Origin of the sequence: Citrobacter braakii, assembly GCF_002075345.1 — a bacterium.
Lineage (GTDB): Bacteria > Pseudomonadota > Gammaproteobacteria > Enterobacterales > Enterobacteriaceae > Citrobacter > Citrobacter braakii.
The window spans coordinates 155879-172502 of the sequence record NZ_NAEW01000008.1 but is presented as its reverse complement, the minus strand read 5'-3'; the positions used below and the strand labels follow the sequence as shown (position 1 = coordinate 172502).

The window sequence follows — 16624 nt, the reverse complement described above, 5'->3', positions numbered from 1 at the left end:
CTAAGTGTTGAAAATTTCAGCATTCCCTTTCTCACCTGCAACCATCGTCACAGTTTGTCCCCTTATTAATCCCCCCTTCTGCGAAGCGTCCCGTTTCCCCATGCTCTACACTTCCAGTTCAACACCACACTGAGGGAAACACGATGTCGATGATAAAAAGCTACGCCGCAAAAGCGGCGGGCAGCGAACTCGAACTCTATGAATATGATGCAGGCGAGCTTAAGCCGGAAGATGTCGAAGTCCAGGTCGATTACTGCGGTATCTGCCATTCCGATTTGTCGATGATCGACAACGAATGGGGGTTCTCTCAGTATCCACTGGTTGCCGGGCATGAGGTGATTGGTCGCGTGGCGGCGCTCGGCAGCGCGGCGCAAGATAAAGGTCTGAAGGTTGGTCAGCGTGTCGGCATTGGCTGGACGGCGCGCAGCTGCGGGCACTGTGACGCCTGTATCAGCGGCAATCAGATTAACTGTCTGGAAGGTTCCGTTCCCACTATTCTCAATCGCGGTGGCTTTGCCGAGAAGCTGCGGGCCGACTGGCAGTGGGTGATCCCGCTGCCGGAAAGCATCGATCTGGCGGCGGCGGGTCCCTTGCTGTGCGGCGGTATCACGGTGTTCAAACCGCTGCTGATGCACCATATCACCGCCACCAGCCGCGTTGGGGTGATCGGCATCGGCGGCCTGGGGCATATCGCCATTAAGCTGTTACACGCGATGGGGTGCGAAGTGACTGCGTTCAGCTCCAATCCGGCGAAAGAGCAGGAAGTGCTGGCGATGGGGGCGGATAAGGTGGTTAACAGCCGCGATCCGGATGCGCTAAAAGCGCTGGCGGGCCAGTTCGATCTCATTATTAACACGGTTAACGTCGATCTCGACTGGCAGCCTTATTTTGAAGCACTGGCCTACGGCGGTAACTTCCATACCGTCGGCGCGGTGCTGAAGCCGCTGCCGGTGCCAGCGTTCACCTTAATTGCTGGCGATCGCAGCATCTCCGGTTCGGCAACCGGTACGCCGTTCGAACTGCGCAAGCTGATGAAGTTTGCCGGGCGCAGCAAGGTGTCGCCCACCACCGAACTGTACCCAATGTCGCAAATTAACGACGCTATCCAGCACGTGCGTGACGGCAAAGCCCGCTACCGCGTGGTGCTGAAAGCCGACTTCTGATGCAAGGCTCAGTCCCGCAAGGGGCTGAGCTTATTGCCTGTTACGAAACGCGAGCACCGCCTGGCGGCACTGTTCCGTCACATGCTCGATGTCATGGTTCACGTCGATGCGGGCAATATCACGTTCGTCCTCCTGCGGGCACTCCAGCGCATCGAACTGGCTTTTGAGTAATCCCACCGGCATAAAATGCCCTGCCCGGCGCTGCATGCGCGCCAGAATGGTCTCGTAATCGCCGTCCAGCCACAAAAAATGCACATTCGGACTGCCCTGCCGCAATATATCGCGATACTGTTTTTTTAATGACGAGCAAACAATAAACCCGGTCTCATTCTTTTTATATAAACTGTATGAAGCGTCATTTAATCGCGCTAACCACGGTAGTCGGTCTTCATCGGTTAATGGAATACCTTCAGACATTTTATCAATATTTTTGGCCGGATGGAGATCGTCACCATCAATGAATTTAGCCGATAATACCGCAGCAATTTTGCTGCCAATTAAAGATTTACCGCTACCCGAAACGCCCATTAAAATATAACTTTCCCCGGCCATTGAAAAAACTCCAGATTCATATTCCATGGCGCGATACTACGCCTTCCACATTGCAGAATTCACCTTTTTTCGGCGTGGCTGAGCAGATTTACAAGGCGCATCACGTTATGCGTAACATTGTAGTGTAACAATTTTCCAGCGTGATCTTTATCACAAATAATAACAATCAAAACCGTTTAAATGCTGCCGAGGTTACTACCTGACCAGTGAGGCATTTATGCAAGTCAAAACACAATCCTGCGTTGTCGCGGGTAAGAAAACTGTTGCCATTACCGACCAAAATATTGAATGGAATAATAAAGGAACGCTGGTACAAATTACCCGAGGAGGAATTTGTGGTTCCGACTTACATTATTATCAGGAAGGAAAAGTCGGTAATTTTACCGTTAAAGCACCGATGATTTTAGGCCATGAAGTTATTGGTAAAGTGGTGCACAGCGACTCAAAAGAATTACATGAAGGTCAGTCGGTGGCTATTAATCCGTCGAAGCCCTGTGGCCACTGTAAATACTGTCTGCAGCACGAAGAAAACCAGTGCACGGAAATGCGCTTTTTTGGCAGCGCCATGTATTTTCCCCACGTTGACGGCGGCTTTACCCGATTTAAAACCGTCGATACCGCGCAGTGCATCCCCTACCCCCAGCACGCCGATGAAAAAGTCATGGCCTTTGCCGAACCGCTGGCAGTCGCGATCCACGCCGCGCATGAAGCAGGAGACCTGCAGGGCAAGCGCGTGTTTATCTCCGGCGTGGGGCCTATCGGCTGCCTGATCGTCAGCGCGGTGAAAACGCTCGGCGCAGCAGAAATTGTCTGTGCTGATATCAGCCCGCGCTCGCTGTCGCTTGCCCAGCAGATGGGTGCTGACACGCTGATTAACCCGCAGCAGGACTCGCTCGATGAGTGGAAAAAAGAAAAAGGCTACTTCGACGTCAGCTTCGAAGTCTCTGGTCATCCGTCCTCAATCACCACCTGCCTGGAGGTCACCCGCGCGAAAGGCGTGATGGTGCAGGTCGGCATGGGCGGCGCGGTGCCGGACTTCCCGATGATGATGCTGATCGGCAAAGAGATCGCGCTCAAAGGCTCGTTCCGCTTTACCACCGAGTTCAACACTGCGGTGTCGTGGCTGGCGAATAACGTTATCGATCCGCTGCCATTACTCAGCGCCGAATATCCGTTTACCGAGCTTGAACAGGCGCTGATCTTTGCCGGGGATAAAACCCAGGCGGCGAAAGTCCAGCTCGTTTTTGCTGAAACAAAATAAGGAAGAACATAATGAACGATCTTTTTTCGCTGGATGGCAAAAATATTCTGATCACCGGTTCGGCCCAGGGTATCGGTTATTTACTGGCGACCGGGCTGGGTAAATATGGCGCGCAGATTATCGTCAATGATATTACGCCGGAGCGCGCGGAGGCTGCCGTCGCCAAACTGCAACAGGAAGGGATCCGCGCCGTTGCCGCGCCGTTCAATGTTACGCAGAAACAGGACATTGATGCCGCCATCGACCATATCGAAAAAGACATTGGCCCAATCGATGTGCTGGTGAATAACGCCGGTATTCAGCGCCGCCATCCGTTTACCGAGTTCCCGGAGCAGGACTGGAACGATGTGATTGCCGTTAACCAGACGGCGGTGTTCCTGGTCTCGCAGGCGGTAACGCGTCGCATGGTGGAACGTCAGGCCGGGAAGGTCATCAACATCTGCTCCATGCAGAGCGAACTGGGCCGCGACACCATCACGCCGTATGCCGCCTCGAAAGGCGCGGTGAAAATGCTCACCCGCGGTATGTGCGTTGAGCTGGCGCGCCACAATATCCAGGTCAACGGTATCGCACCGGGCTACTTCAAAACCGAGATGACCAAAGCGCTGGTCGAGGATGAAGCCTTCACCGCCTGGCTGTGCAAACGTACGCCAGCCGCGCGCTGGGGCGATCCGCAGGAGCTGATTGGCGCAGCGGTCTTCCTCTCTTCCAAAGCATCCGATTTTGTTAACGGGCACCTGTTGTTTGTCGATGGCGGCATGCTGGTCGCCGTCTGATACAACACAACGCAACATCACGCAGCGCCCAGGCGCTGCATTTTTGGCCACCCCTAAATAATTCGAGTTGCAGGACGGCGGCAAGTGAATGAACCCGATGAGCTTACTTGAGTAAGTGATTCGGGTGAGTGAGCGCAGCCAACACACCTGCAACTTGAAGTATGACGGGGATATAAGAGAAACGATTATGCCATTAATAATAATTGCGGCAGGCGTCGCGCTGCTCCTGGTCCTGATGATTGGTTTTAAAGTTAACGGCTTTATTGCTCTGGTCCTGGTGGCGGCGGTCGTCGGTTTTGCCGAAGGGATGGATGCCCAGGCCGTTTTGCACTCAATACAAAATGGGATCGGCGGGACGCTCGGCGGTCTGGCGATGATCCTTGGCTTCGGTGCAATGCTCGGTAAGCTGATTTCCGATACCGGCGCGGCTCAGCGCATCGCCACCACGCTGATTGGCACGTTTGGTAAGAAACGCGTGCAGTGGGCGCTGGTGATCACCGGTCTGGTGGTGGGTCTGGCGATGTTTTTCGAAGTCGGCTTTGTTCTGCTGCTGCCGCTGGTGTTTACGGTGGTGGCCTCTTCCGGCCTGCCGCTGCTGTATGTTGGCGTCCCGATGGTAGCTGCGCTGTCCGTGACCCACTGTTTTCTGCCGCCGCATCCGGGGCCGACCGCGATTGCCACCATTTTCGAGGCTAATCTCGGCACCACCCTGCTGTACGGCTTTATTATTACTATCCCGACGGTGATTGTTGCCGGGCCGCTGTTTTCTAAGCTGCTGACCCGCTTTGAGAAAGCGCCGCCGGAAGGGTTATTCAACCCGCATCTGTTCACCGAAGAAGAGATGCCGTCATTCTGGAACAGTATCTTTGCCGCGGTAATCCCGGTCATACTGATGGCGGTCGCCGCAGTGTGCGAAATCACGCTGCCGAAAACCAACAGCGTACGGGTGTTCTTTGAATTTATCGGTAACCCTGCGGTCGCGTTGTTTATCGCTATCGTGCTCGCCATTTTTACCCTTGGTCGACGTAACGGACGTACGATCGAGCAAATTATGGATATCATTGGCGACTCTATCGGTGCGATTGCGATGATTGTGTTTATCATCGCCGGGGGCGGCGCGTTTAAGCAGGTTCTGGTCGACAGCGGCGTGGGGCAATATATCTCGCACCTGATGACCGGCACATCGCTTTCTCCGCTGCTGATGTGCTGGACGGTCGCCGCCTTGCTGCGTATCGCGCTCGGTTCAGCCACCGTGGCGGCGATCACCACCGCAGGCGTGGTACTGCCGATTATTAACGTCACTCACGCCGACCCGGCGCTGATGGTGCTGGCTACCGGCGCGGGCAGCGTGATTGCCTCCCACGTTAACGATCCGGGATTCTGGCTGTTTAAAGGCTATTTTAATCTCAGCGTCGGGGAAACGTTGCGTACCTGGACGGTAATGGAGACGCTGATTTCCATTATGGGGCTGCTGGGGGTTCTGGCGCTGAACGCCATTCTGCATTAAGACAGTCATCACCGGGGAGCACAGATCCGCGCTCCCCGGCACTGGAGAGAAAATGAGGAACCACAGAATTTCTTTGCAAGACATCGCCACGCTGGCGGGCGTGACCAAAATGACGGTGAGCCGCTACATTCGCTCGCCAAAAAAGGTCGCAAAGGAAACCGGTGAACGCATCGCGCAGATTATGGAGGAGATTAATTACATCCCCAACCGCGCGCCCGCGATGCTGCTGAATGCGCAAAGCTATACGCTTGGAGTGCTGATCCCCTCGTTTCAAAACCAACTGTTCGCTGACATTCTGGCCGGCATTGAGTCGGTCACCTCGGATCATAACTATCAGACGCTGATCGCCAACTACAATTACGACCGGGAATCCGAGGAAGAGTCGGTGATCAACCTGCTGTCGTATAATATCGACGGCATTATCCTGTCCGAGAAATACCACACCCTGCGCACGGTTAAGTTTCTGCGTTCAGCCAACATTCCGGTGGTAGAGCTGATGGATATTCAGGGCGATCGTCTGGACATGGAAGTGGGCTTCGATAACCGTCAGGCGGCATTTTATATGGTCAGCACCATGCTGGATAAACGCCAGCGGCACAAAATCCTCTATCTCGGTTCGAAAGACGACGTCCGCGATGAACAGCGCTATCGCGGCTATTGCGATGCCATGACGCGCCGGGGTCTGGCGCCGCTGCGCGTCAATCCGCGTTCTATTTCGTCCATCCATCTCGGCACCCAGATGATGCGGGACGCGCTCGCCGCGCATCCGGATTTAGACGGCGTTTTTTGCACCAACGACGATATTGCGATGGGCGCGCTGCTGCTGTGCCGCGAGCGCGATCTGGCCGTTCCGGAACAGATCTCGATTGCCGGTTTCCACGGGCTGGAAATGGGCAGGCAGATGATCCCAAGCCTCGCCAGCGTGATCACCCCGCGTTTTGACATTGGCCGCATGGCAGCGCAGATGTTGCTGAGCAAAATCAAGAACAACGACCATAACCACAACACCGTGGATTTGGGGTACCAGATTTATCACGGCAATACGCTTTAAGTCATTTTCTCTGGCCATCGCATACTCTCTTTGATGGACATTGCCTATACTCCAGGCAAGATAAATGGAGGAAATCTCAATGAGCACACCCCTGCTAATTGCCCGCACGCCGGACACCGAACTGTTTTTACTGCCAGGCATGGCCAACCGTCACGGACTGATTACCGGCGCGACCGGGACCGGTAAAACCGTCACGCTACAGAAGCTGGCCGAATCGCTGTCTGAAATTGGCGTACCGGTATTTATGGCCGATGTGAAAGGCGACTTAACCGGCGTGGCCGAGGAAGGGCAGGCCTCTGAAAAGCTGCTCGCCCGCCTGAAAAATATCGGCATTACCGACTGGCAACCGCATGCTAATCCGGTCACGGTGTGGGATATCTTCGGCGAAAAAGGTCACCCCGTGCGGGCCACGGTATCTGACCTCGGCCCACTGCTGCTGGCCCGTTTGCTGAACCTCAACGACGTACAGTCCGGCGTGCTGGATATTATCTTCCGCATTGCTGATGACCAGGGTCTGCTGCTGCTCGATTTCAAAGACCTACGAGCCATTACCCAGTACATCGGCGATAACGCCAAATCCTTCCAGAATCAGTATGGCAATATCAGCAGCGCCTCGGTCGGGGCAATCCAGCGTGGACTGCTGTCGCTGGAGCAACAGGGGGCGGCGCACTTCTTTGGCGAACCGATGCTGGACATCAAAGACTGGATGCGAACTGACGCCAGCGGCAAAGGGATGATCAACATCCTCAGCGCAGAGAAGCTCTACCAGATGCCCAAACTGTACGCCGCCAGCCTGCTGTGGATGCTCTCCGAACTGTACGAACAGCTGCCGGAAGCAGGCGATCTGGAGAAGCCAAAACTGGTGTTCTTCTTCGATGAAGCTCACCTGCTGTTCAACGACGCCCCGCAGGTGCTGCTGGATAAAATCGAACAGGTGATCCGCCTGATCCGCTCGAAAGGGGTCGGCGTGTGGTTCGTCTCGCAAAACCCGTCAGATATTCCGGACAACGTGCTCGGTCAGTTGGGGAACCGCGTGCAGCACGCCCTGCGCGCGTTTACACCGAAGGATCAGAAAGCGGTGAAAACCGCCGCGCAAACCATGCGCGCCAACCCGGCATTTGATACCGAAAAAGCCATTCAGGAACTGGGAACCGGCGAGGCGCTGGTGTCGTTTCTGGACGCTAAAGGCAGCCCGTCGGTGGTTGAACGAGCAATGGTGATTGCGCCGTGCTCGCGGATGGGACCAGTGACGGATGACGAGCGTAACGGGCTGATTAATCACTCCTCGCTGTACGGTAAATATGAAGAACAGGTCGACCGCGAGTCCGCCTATGAGCGTTTACAGCAAGGCGTGCAGGCCAGCACCGAGCAGCAAAATACACCTCCCGCCAACGGTAAAGCGATCGATGTGGACGGCGGTATTCTCGGTGGATTGAAGGATATTCTGTTTGGCAGCACCGGACCGCGCGGCGGCAAGCGCGATGGCGTGGTACAGAGCGTGGCGAAGAGCGCGGCGCGACAGGTCACCAATCAGATAATCCGCGGCATGTTGGGGAGTTTGATGGGCGGGAGAAAACGCTAGCAGGAAGGCGCCCCTCCCGCACAGCGGGAGGGGCGAATATCAGGACTTACGCAGCATCAGCCACAGGCTTATCAGGAAGAAGCTGGCGCTTGGCAGCAACGCGCCAATAATCGGCGGAATGCCGTACACCAGCGTCAGCGGGCCAAAGATTTGGTCCAGCACATAGAACACAAAACCGAAGCTAATCCCTGTCACCACGCGCACGCCCATCGGGACGCTACGCAGCGGACCAAAGATAAACGACAGCGCCATCAGCATCATTACCGCCACAGACAGCGGCTGGAAGACTTTGCTCCACATATTGAGCTGGTAGCGTCCGGCGTCCTGGCCGCTCGACTTCAGGTACTTCACGTAGTTATGCAGACCACTAATCGAGAGCGCATCAGGATCCAACGCCACGACGCCGAGCTTGTCGGGTGTAAGGTTGGTTTTCCAGGTACCGCTCACCGTCTGCGAGCCGGTGATTTGCTTCGGATCGGTCAGGTTGGATTCATCCACCTGCGACAAACGCCAGACCTTCTGCTCCGGGTCAAACGTCGCGCTTGCGGCATAGCGAACGGACTGCAGACGGCGCTTGTCGTTAAAGGAGTAGATGCTAATTCCGCCTAACTCGGCGTCACCTTTCACCCGCTCGATGTAGACAAAGCTGTCGCCATCTTTCGCCCACAAACCTTGCTGGGTAGAGAGCAGCGAGCCGCCGTACATCTGCTGCGCACGGTAGTTACGCGCCATTTGTTCGCCCTGCGGCGCCACCCATTCGCCGATGGCCATCGTCAGCAGCACCAGCGGAATTGCGGTTTTCATCACCGACAACGCCACCTGCATACGGGTAAAGCCAGAAGCCTGCATGACCACCAGTTCACTGCGCTGCGCCAGCATGCCCAGCCCCAGCAAAGCACCCAGCAGCGCCGCCATCGGGAAGAAGATCTGGATATCTTTCGGCGCGCTGAGCAGGGTATACAGCCCGGCGCCCATCGCATCGTAGCTCCCCTGCCCGGCTTTTTTCAGCTGGTCGACAAACTTGATGATCCCGGAGAGCGACACCAGCATGAACAACGTCATCATGATGGTGGTGAAAATGGTTTTACCGATATAGCGGTCAAGTACACCAAAAGGCTGCATTATACCGCTCCTTTACGCATAAAACGGGCACGTAAGCGGCGCATCGGCACCGTATCCCAGAGGTTAAGCACAATCGCCAGCGCCAGATACGCCAGGTTAACCGTCCACATCCAGAACACCGGATCCAGCTTACCTTTGCCGCCGTTCGACTTCAGCGATGTCTGAACCAGGAAGAACAGCAAATAAAGCAGCATTGCTGGCAGCATGGACAGTACGCGACCCTGACGCGGGTTCACCACGCTCAGCGGTACAACCATCAGCGCCATCATAAATACGGTGAATACTAACGTGATACGCCAGGTCAGCTCCGCACGGGCGCGATCGGTGTCGGTCGTCCATAGCGTACGCATGGTCATCTGGTCGGTATCGTTTGGATCCAGCGCCACGGCCTGATGACCGATAATCGCCTGATAATTCTGGAAGTCGGTAATGCGGAAATCGCGCAGCAGCGCGGTCCCTTCAAAACGCGTCCCCTGGTTCAGCGTCACGACCTGAGAGCCATCGCGCAATTGAGTAAGATGACCGGAGTCCGCTACCACCACCGAAGGACGGGCGTTACCTTTCGGGCGGATTTGCGCGAGGAACACATCGTTGAAATTACTGCCGTCAACGCTTTCGATAAACAGCACCGAGCCGCCGTTAGTGGCCTGCTGGAATTGCCCCTGAGCAAGCGCCGCCATACCGGGGTTCGCTTTCGCCTCCGCCAGGACTTCGTCCTGATGTCTGGAGGACCACGGTCCGGCCCACATCACGTTGACCGCCGCAATAATACTGGTAAACAGCGCCAGCACCATCGCCGCTTTCACTAAGACAGCCTTGCTCAGCCCGCAGGCGTGCATGACCGTAATTTCACTTTCGGTATACAGTTTGCCCAGCGTCATCAGCAGCCCGAGGAACAGGCTTAATGGCAAGATAAGTTGCGCCATTTCTGGCACGCCCAGCCCCAGCAGCGAGAGCACCAGATTCGCCGGGATATCACCGTCAACCGCCGCACCAAGGATCCTGACTAACTTTTGACAAAAGAAGATCAAAAGCAGGATGAATAGGATCGCAAGTTGGCTTTTGAGCGTTTCCCGAACCAGATATCTTATGATTATCACTTTAAATACGCCCGTAAAAACCCGTCTTTTGCCGGAATTTAGCTTGTTTCATGGCTTAAACGTCATTTATTCTCTTGAGTCGTCGAAATCGTCGCTAAGATCATTATACTCAACGGATCCACCTCTCAGAAATTGTTCTGACGTGCCAATGCCGTAATAACGTTAAGATTAACACGAAGTCACCGCAACAGCGGGTATGAGTTACGAAAGCTTGCAATTCTATCCGTAGCCACCGCCGTTGTCTTTAAGATTCAGGAGCGTAGTGCATGGAGTTCAGTGTAAAAAGCGGTAGCCCGGAGAAACAGCGGAGTGCGTGCATCGTCGTGGGTGTCTTTGAACCACGCCGTCTCTCTCCGATTGCAGAGCAGCTCGACAAGATCAGCGACGGGTACATCAGCGCACTGCTGCGTCGTGGCGAACTGGAAGGCAAACCAGGTCAAACCCTGTTGCTGCACCATGTTCCTAACGTTCTGTCTGAGCGAATTCTCCTCATTGGTTGTGGCAAAGAGCGCGAGCTTGATGAGCGCCAATACAAGCAGGTCATTCAGAAAACCATCAATACGCTGAATGATACTGGCTCAATGGAAGCCGTCTGCTTCCTGACTGAGCTGCACGTCAAAGGGCGCAATAACTACTGGAAAGTGCGTCAGGCCGTTGAGACAGCACAGGAAACGCTGTACAGCTTTGATCAACTGAAGACCAACAAAAGCGAACCGCGTCGTCCGCTGCGTAAAATGGTCTTCAACGTACCGACCCGCCGGGAACTAACCAGCGGTGAGCGTGCGATCCAGCACGGTCTGGCGATCGCCGCCGGCATTAAAGCGGCAAAAGATCTCGGCAACATGCCGCCGAACATCTGTAACGCCGCCTACCTTGCCTCTCAGGCGCGCCAGCTGGCAGACAGCTACAGCAAAAATGTTGTAACCCGCGTGATCGGCGAGCAGCAGATGAAAGAGCTGGGCATGCACTCTTATCTGGCCGTCGGTCACGGCTCGCAGAATGAGTCGCTGATGTCGGTCATCGAGTACAAAGGCAATCCATCCGAAGACGCGCGTCCGATCGTGCTGGTCGGTAAAGGGTTAACCTTTGACTCCGGCGGTATCTCCATCAAACCTGCCGAAGGCATGGATGAGATGAAATACGACATGTGCGGCGCGGCAGCGGTATATGGCGTGATGCGCATGGTGGCCGAGCTTCAACTGCCAATCAACGTCGTCGGCGTGCTGGCAGGCTGCGAAAACATGCCGGGTGGCCGTGCGTATCGCCCAGGCGACGTGCTGACCACCATGTCTGGTCAGACCGTTGAAGTACTCAATACCGATGCCGAAGGCCGTCTGGTCCTGTGCGACGTATTAACCTACGTCGAGCGCTTTGAGCCAGAAGCGGTGATTGACGTCGCAACCCTGACCGGCGCGTGCGTGATTGCGCTGGGCCATCACATCACTGGCCTGATGTCGAACCACAACCCGCTGGCGCATGAGCTGATCGGTGCGTCCGAACAGGCTGGCGACCGCGCGTGGCGTTTACCGCTGGGTGATGAATACCAGGAGCAGCTAGAGTCCAACTTTGCGGATATGGCGAACATCGGCGGACGTCCTGGCGGCGCCATTACCGCGGGCTGCTTCCTGTCACGCTTTACCCGTAAGTACAACTGGGCGCACCTCGATATCGCCGGTACCGCATGGCGTTCAGGGAAAGCCAAAGGCGCAACCGGTCGTCCGGTGGCGCTGCTGTCGCAGTTCCTGCTCAATCGCGCCGGTTTTAACGGCGAAGAGTAAGGCGGTAAGCACAAGCAATAAGACCCGTAGGCCGGATAAGCGCAACGCCATCCGGCCTACGGTTGTGCATCATGGCAACGCATTTAAATTCACCAGAAGAAGCCCCATATATGAGAAACGCAACTTTCTATCTTCTGGACAATGACACGCAACACGATGGCTTAAGCGCCGTCGAGCAGTTGGTGTGTGAAATTGCCGCAGAACGTTGGCGTGCTGGCAAGCGCGTGCTGATCGCCTGCGAAAACGAAAAGCAGGCTCTTCGACTGGATGAAGCCCTGTGGGCAAGACCGGCAGAAAGCTTTGTTCCGCATAATCTGGCAGGTGAAGGCCCCAGAGGCGGCGCACCGGTAGAAATTGCCTGGCCGGAGAAACGCAACAGCAGCCCGCGCGACCTGCTTATCAGTTTGCGCGTTGGCTTTGCAGATTTTGCCACCGCTTTCACAGAAGTGATAGACTTCGTCCCTTACGAAGATTCTTTGAAACAATCGGCACGCGATCGCTACAAAGCTTACCGCGTGGCTGGTTTTAACCTGAATACGGCAACCTGGAAATAATGGAAAAGACATACAACCCACAAGATATCGAACAGCCGCTTTACGAGCACTGGGAAAAGCAGGGCTATTTCAAACCTAACGGCGATGAAAGCAAAGAGTCCTTCTGCATCATGATCCCGCCGCCGAACGTCACCGGCAGTTTGCATATGGGTCATGCTTTCCAGCAAACCATCATGGATACCATGATCCGCTACCAGCGCATGCAGGGTAAAAACACCCTGTGGCAGGCAGGTACCGATCACGCGGGTATCGCAACCCAGATGGTGGTTGAGCGTAAGATTGCCGCTGAAGAAGGTAAAACCCGCCACGACTACGGTCGCGAAGCGTTTATCGACAAAATCTGGCAGTGGAAAGCGGAATCCGGCGGCACCATCACCCGCCAGATGCGCCGTCTCGGCAACTCCGTTGACTGGGAGCGCGAGCGCTTCACTATGGACGAAGGTCTTTCCAATGCCGTGAAAGAAGTCTTCGTTCGCCTGTACAAAGAAGACCTGATTTACCGTGGCAAACGCCTGGTGAACTGGGACCCGAAACTGCGCACCGCGATTTCCGACCTGGAAGTGGAAAACCGCGAGTCGAAAGGCTCAATGTGGCACATCCGCTATCCGCTGGCCGACGGCGCGAAAACCGCTGATGGTAAAGATTACCTGGTCGTCGCCACCACCCGTCCGGAAACCGTACTGGGCGATACCGGCGTGGCCGTCAACCCGGAAGATCCGCGTTATAAAGATCTGATTGGCAAATTTGTTGTTCTGCCGCTGGTTAACCGCCGCATTCCCATCGTCGGCGATGAACACGCTGATATGGAAAAAGGCACCGGCTGCGTGAAGATCACCCCGGCGCACGACTTTAACGACTACGAAGTCGGGAAACGTCACGGCCTGCCGATGATCAATATTCTGACCTTTGACGGCGACATCCGTGAAACCGCGGAAGTGTACGACACCAAAGGCGAAGAGTCTGACGTTTATTCCAATGAAATCCCGGCTGAGTTCCAGAAGCTGGAGCGCTTTGCCGCGCGTAAAGCGGTGGTTGCCGCCGTTGATGCGCTGGGCCTGCTGGAAGAAATTAAACCGCACGACCTGACCGTACCTTACGGCGACCGTGGCGGCGTGGTTATTGAACCGATGCTGACCGACCAGTGGTACGTCCGTGCCGACGTGCTGGCGAAACCGGCGGTTGAAGCGGTTGAAAACGGCGACATTCAGTTCGTACCGAAGCAGTACGAAAACATGTACTTCTCCTGGATGCGCGATATTCAGGACTGGTGTATTTCCCGTCAGCTGTGGTGGGGTCACCGTATCCCGGCATGGTATGACAACGACGGCAACGTCTACGTTGGCCGTACTGAAGACGAAGTGCGTCAGGAAAACAACCTCGGTGCCGACATTCAGCTTCGCCAGGACGAAGACGTTCTCGATACCTGGTTCTCCTCCGCACTGTGGACCTTCTCTACCCTGGGCTGGCCGGAAAACACCGACGCGCTGCGTCAGTTCCACCCAACCAGCGTGATGGTTTCCGGTTTCGACATCATCTTCTTCTGGATTGCCCGCATGATCATGATGACCATGCACTTCATCAAAGATGAAAACGGCAAGCCTCAAGTGCCGTTTAAGACCGTCTACATGACCGGTCTGATCCGCGACGACGAAGGCCAGAAGATGTCCAAATCCAAGGGCAACGTCATTGACCCGCTGGATATGGTCGACGGAATCTCCCTGGCAGAACTGCTGGAGAAACGTACCGGCAACATGATGCAGCCGCAACTGGCCGAGAAGATTGCCAAGCGTACCGAGAAGCAGTTCCCGGACGGCATCGAGCCGCACGGCACCGACGCACTGCGCTTCACCCTGGCGGCGCTGGCCTCTACCGGTCGCGACATCAACTGGGATATGAAGCGTCTGGAAGGTTATCGTAACTTCTGTAACAAGCTGTGGAACGCCAGCCGCTTTGTGCTGATGAACACCGAAGACCAGGATTGCGGCTTCAACGGCGGCGAAATGACCCTGTCGCTGGCGGATCGCTGGATCCTTGCTGAATTCAACCAGACCATCAAAGCGTACCGCGAAGCGCTGGACAACTTCCGCTTCGACATCGCCGCGGGCATTCTGTACGAATTCACCTGGAACCAGTTCTGCGACTGGTATCTGGAGCTGACCAAGCCGGTAATGAACGGCGGTTCCGAGTCTGAACTGCGCGGCACCCGCAATACGCTGGTCACCGTTCTGGAAGGTCTGCTGCGCCTGGCGCATCCGATCATCCCGTTCATCACCGAGACCATCTGGCAGCGCGTGAAGGTGATTTCCGGTATTACCGCCGACACCATCATGCTGCAGCCGTTCCCGGAATATAACGCCGCACAGGTTGATGAAGCCGCACTGGCTGATACCGAATGGCTGAAGCAGGCGATCGTTGCCGTACGTAACATCCGTGCGGAAATGAACATCGCCCCAGGTAAACCGCTCGAACTGTTGCTGCGCGGTTGCAGCGCTGATGCGATGCGCCGTGTGAACGATAACCGCAGCTTCCTGCTGAACCTGGCGCGTCTGGAAAGCATCACCGTACTGCCAGCCGATGACAAAGGTCCAGTCTCCGTGACCAAAATCATCGACGGCGCCGAGCTGCTGATCCCGATGGCTGGCCTCATCAATAAAGAAGATGAGCTGGCGCGTCTGGCGAAAGAAGTAGCGAAAATCGAAGGTGAGATTGCCCGTATCGAAGGCAAACTTTCCAACGAAGGTTTCGTTGCTCGCGCACCGGAAGCGGTTATCGCCAAAGAGCGTGAGAAGCTGGACGGTTATGCGGAAGCGAAAGCGAAGCTGATTGAGCAGCAGGCGGTCATCGCCGCGCTGTAATTGCCGTTACGTTATACACGTATTAAAGGCCGGAGCATGCTCCGGCCTTGTTGTATCAGATGAACGGGAAGTAGGTCATCACACCACGTGATACCCACATCGCCGGACCTGTTTCCAACGCCTCTGTATGGTCAGTCAGTTCCAGCGCATCCAAATCCCCTTGTACATGGGAGTTACTGGCCAGCCAACTGACCAGCCACATTTTCATCCACGGATAAGCTAGCCCAAACGTGATGCCTGAAATAAACAACACCAGTACAAAACGCCAGATCAGGCCATGTGCAGTGACGGAAGAATGAAAGCGGATTTTGCCCTCGGCCAGCGCCAGGTTATTCATGAACAGATTACGTAGCGTGGTGTATAAATAGCTTCCAACCACAATAATTCCGGCGAAATAGAGAAAATAGCTCGCCATTATTCTGCTCTGATTCTCCCGGATAAATTCGTCGTCGGCCACGCCTAACACAGCCAACATCACCATTTGCAGAAAAATAGGGGCAATTAGCCAGACAATCACAACAACAAATGGCAGCAGTACCAGCACGGCTTTAATACACCCCACTATGCTTGCTTTCATATTGACGTTAATAGTAAAGCGGTGAATACCAAAATTACCGCCATTACCCACTAACTGCATCCATTTTGCATAGGTAATACCGTAGGTGATACCCATGCCCACAATTCCCACCAACGCGATAAATGCTATTCTGATAAGCATTCCAGTACTGCCCTCAATCCAGTCGGTGGCAAGTATCAGAAGATAAATCACTCCCCAGTTCACCACAGCAAGCACCACTGGCACAACCAGTAAAAAAAGCCATGCATGTAATTGTGAGCAGTCAAAACCAAAACGCACACCGTTAAGCGACGTCATCATCGCCTGATACTGCAGGCTTTTTATGGTCATTAATGGAAGGACAGCTACCAGTAAACCAATCAAAGTAAAACCAACGAGAGGGCTGCCGTTAGCAATAGAACTCATGCTGGCACCATAAACCACCATAATCGACAAGAAGCTTACGAATATCGCGCCACCTGTCGCCTTATAGGTAAAGGGTTGGCCATTGAGAGTCATATTCTCGTAAATATAACGCCGACATTTCACTATCGCCCACGGTGTATAAATACCCAGAGTAATACAACACAGCAAAAAATTGACAATGCAAATAATAAAGTACTGCCATCCTTTACCGATAAAAATAAATGTGTGTCGTTGATTTTCCCGACCACCAACAAAATCATTCATGAACAATATCCCTAATATAAATTCCATTAAGATAAAAAATAAAAACCAGTGTTTATTTACTGGTTCGTTTACAATAC

General features: G+C 54.7%; 14 protein-coding genes. 9 read left to right on the top strand and 5 right to left on the bottom strand.

From position 1 onward, the window contains the following. The first annotated feature begins 143 nt into the window (after positions 1 to 143). Positions 144 to 1163 (top strand): NADPH-dependent aldehyde reductase Ahr, encoded by a 1020-nt coding sequence (gene ahr / locus BZK42_RS18135; protein WP_016155584.1) that lies wholly within the window; start codon positions 144 to 146, stop codon positions 1161 to 1163. A 30-nt stretch (positions 1164 to 1193) separates the two neighbouring features. On the opposite strand, the gene idnK is transcribed toward ahr, so the two are convergent. Then, a complete protein-coding gene (idnK, locus tag BZK42_RS18130) occupies positions 1194 to 1715 on the bottom strand; it encodes a gluconokinase (RefSeq protein ID WP_046275803.1) in 522 nt (173 codons plus the stop codon). A 217-nt stretch (positions 1716 to 1932) separates the two neighbouring features. Here idnK and idnD point away from each other — a divergent pair, with 217 nt between their 5' ends. The 5 genes from idnD (at position 1933) to BZK42_RS18100 (ending at position 7892) form a co-directional block, all read left to right on the top strand. After that, on the top strand, positions 1933 to 2976 hold the full coding sequence (idnD, locus tag BZK42_RS18120) for an L-idonate 5-dehydrogenase (RefSeq protein ID WP_016155582.1): 1044 nt from the start codon (positions 1933 to 1935) through the stop codon (positions 2974 to 2976). Between the two features lie 11 nt (positions 2977 to 2987). Beyond that, on the top strand, positions 2988 to 3752 hold the full coding sequence (gene idnO / locus BZK42_RS18115; RefSeq protein WP_016151510.1) for a gluconate 5-dehydrogenase: 765 nt from the start codon (positions 2988 to 2990) through the stop codon (positions 3750 to 3752). A 187-nt stretch (positions 3753 to 3939) separates the two neighbouring features. Then, a complete protein-coding gene (gene idnT, locus BZK42_RS18110) occupies positions 3940 to 5259 on the top strand; it encodes a gnt-II system L-idonate transporter (RefSeq protein WP_016155581.1) in 1320 nt (439 codons plus the stop codon). Between the two features lie 52 nt (positions 5260 to 5311). Next, the gene (gene idnR / locus BZK42_RS18105) at positions 5312 to 6310 is read left to right on the top strand and encodes a DNA-binding transcriptional regulator IdnR (RefSeq protein ID WP_080859634.1); all 999 of its coding nucleotides are present in this window, start codon (positions 5312 to 5314) and stop codon (positions 6308 to 6310) included. Positions 6311 to 6389: 79 nt separating this feature from the next. Next, positions 6390 to 7892 carry a helicase HerA-like C-terminal domain-containing protein gene (locus BZK42_RS18100; protein ID WP_029139751.1) on the top strand — a complete coding sequence of 501 codons (1503 nt, stop codon included), beginning with the start codon at positions 6390 to 6392 and terminating at the stop codon, positions 7890 to 7892. Between the two features lie 39 nt (positions 7893 to 7931). Here BZK42_RS18100 and lptG read toward each other — a convergent pair whose 3' ends face one another. The 3 genes from lptG to BZK42_RS29310 form a co-directional block, all read right to left on the bottom strand. Continuing rightward, positions 7932 to 9014 (bottom strand): LPS export ABC transporter permease LptG, encoded by a 1083-nt coding sequence (lptG, locus tag BZK42_RS18095; RefSeq protein WP_008786067.1) that lies wholly within the window; start codon positions 9012 to 9014, stop codon positions 7932 to 7934. Beyond that, positions 9014 to 10114 carry an LPS export ABC transporter permease LptF gene (lptF, locus tag BZK42_RS18090; protein ID WP_016151506.1) on the bottom strand — a complete coding sequence of 367 codons (1101 nt, stop codon included), beginning with the start codon at positions 10112 to 10114 and terminating at the stop codon, positions 9014 to 9016. Before lptF ends, lptG begins: the two co-directional genes overlap by 1 nt. Before the next feature lie 62 nt (positions 10115 to 10176). Continuing rightward, on the bottom strand, positions 10177 to 10227 hold the full coding sequence (locus BZK42_RS29310) for a hypothetical protein (RefSeq protein WP_212723231.1): 51 nt from the start codon (positions 10225 to 10227) through the stop codon (positions 10177 to 10179). A 153-nt stretch (positions 10228 to 10380) separates the two neighbouring features. Between BZK42_RS29310 and pepA the strand changes: the two genes are divergently transcribed. From pepA to BZK42_RS18070, 3 genes are all read left to right on the top strand, one after another. Next, on the top strand, positions 10381 to 11892 hold the full coding sequence (gene pepA / locus BZK42_RS18080; protein WP_003025870.1) for a leucyl aminopeptidase: 1512 nt from the start codon (positions 10381 to 10383) through the stop codon (positions 11890 to 11892). Between the two features lie 110 nt (positions 11893 to 12002). Further along, positions 12003 to 12446 (top strand): DNA polymerase III subunit chi, encoded by a 444-nt coding sequence (holC, locus tag BZK42_RS18075; protein WP_016151505.1) that lies wholly within the window; start codon positions 12003 to 12005, stop codon positions 12444 to 12446. After that, a complete protein-coding gene (locus BZK42_RS18070) occupies positions 12446 to 15301 on the top strand; it encodes a valine--tRNA ligase (RefSeq protein WP_075849118.1) in 2856 nt (951 codons plus the stop codon). The genes holC and BZK42_RS18070 overlap by 1 nt, the downstream gene beginning before the upstream one ends. Before the next feature lie 55 nt (positions 15302 to 15356). Here BZK42_RS18070 and BZK42_RS18065 read toward each other — a convergent pair whose 3' ends face one another. After that, positions 15357 to 16547, bottom strand: a complete 1191-nt coding sequence (locus BZK42_RS18065; protein ID WP_065554565.1) for a YjgN family protein — start codon at positions 16545 to 16547, stop codon at positions 15357 to 15359. Positions 16548 to 16624: the final 77 nt, after the last annotated feature.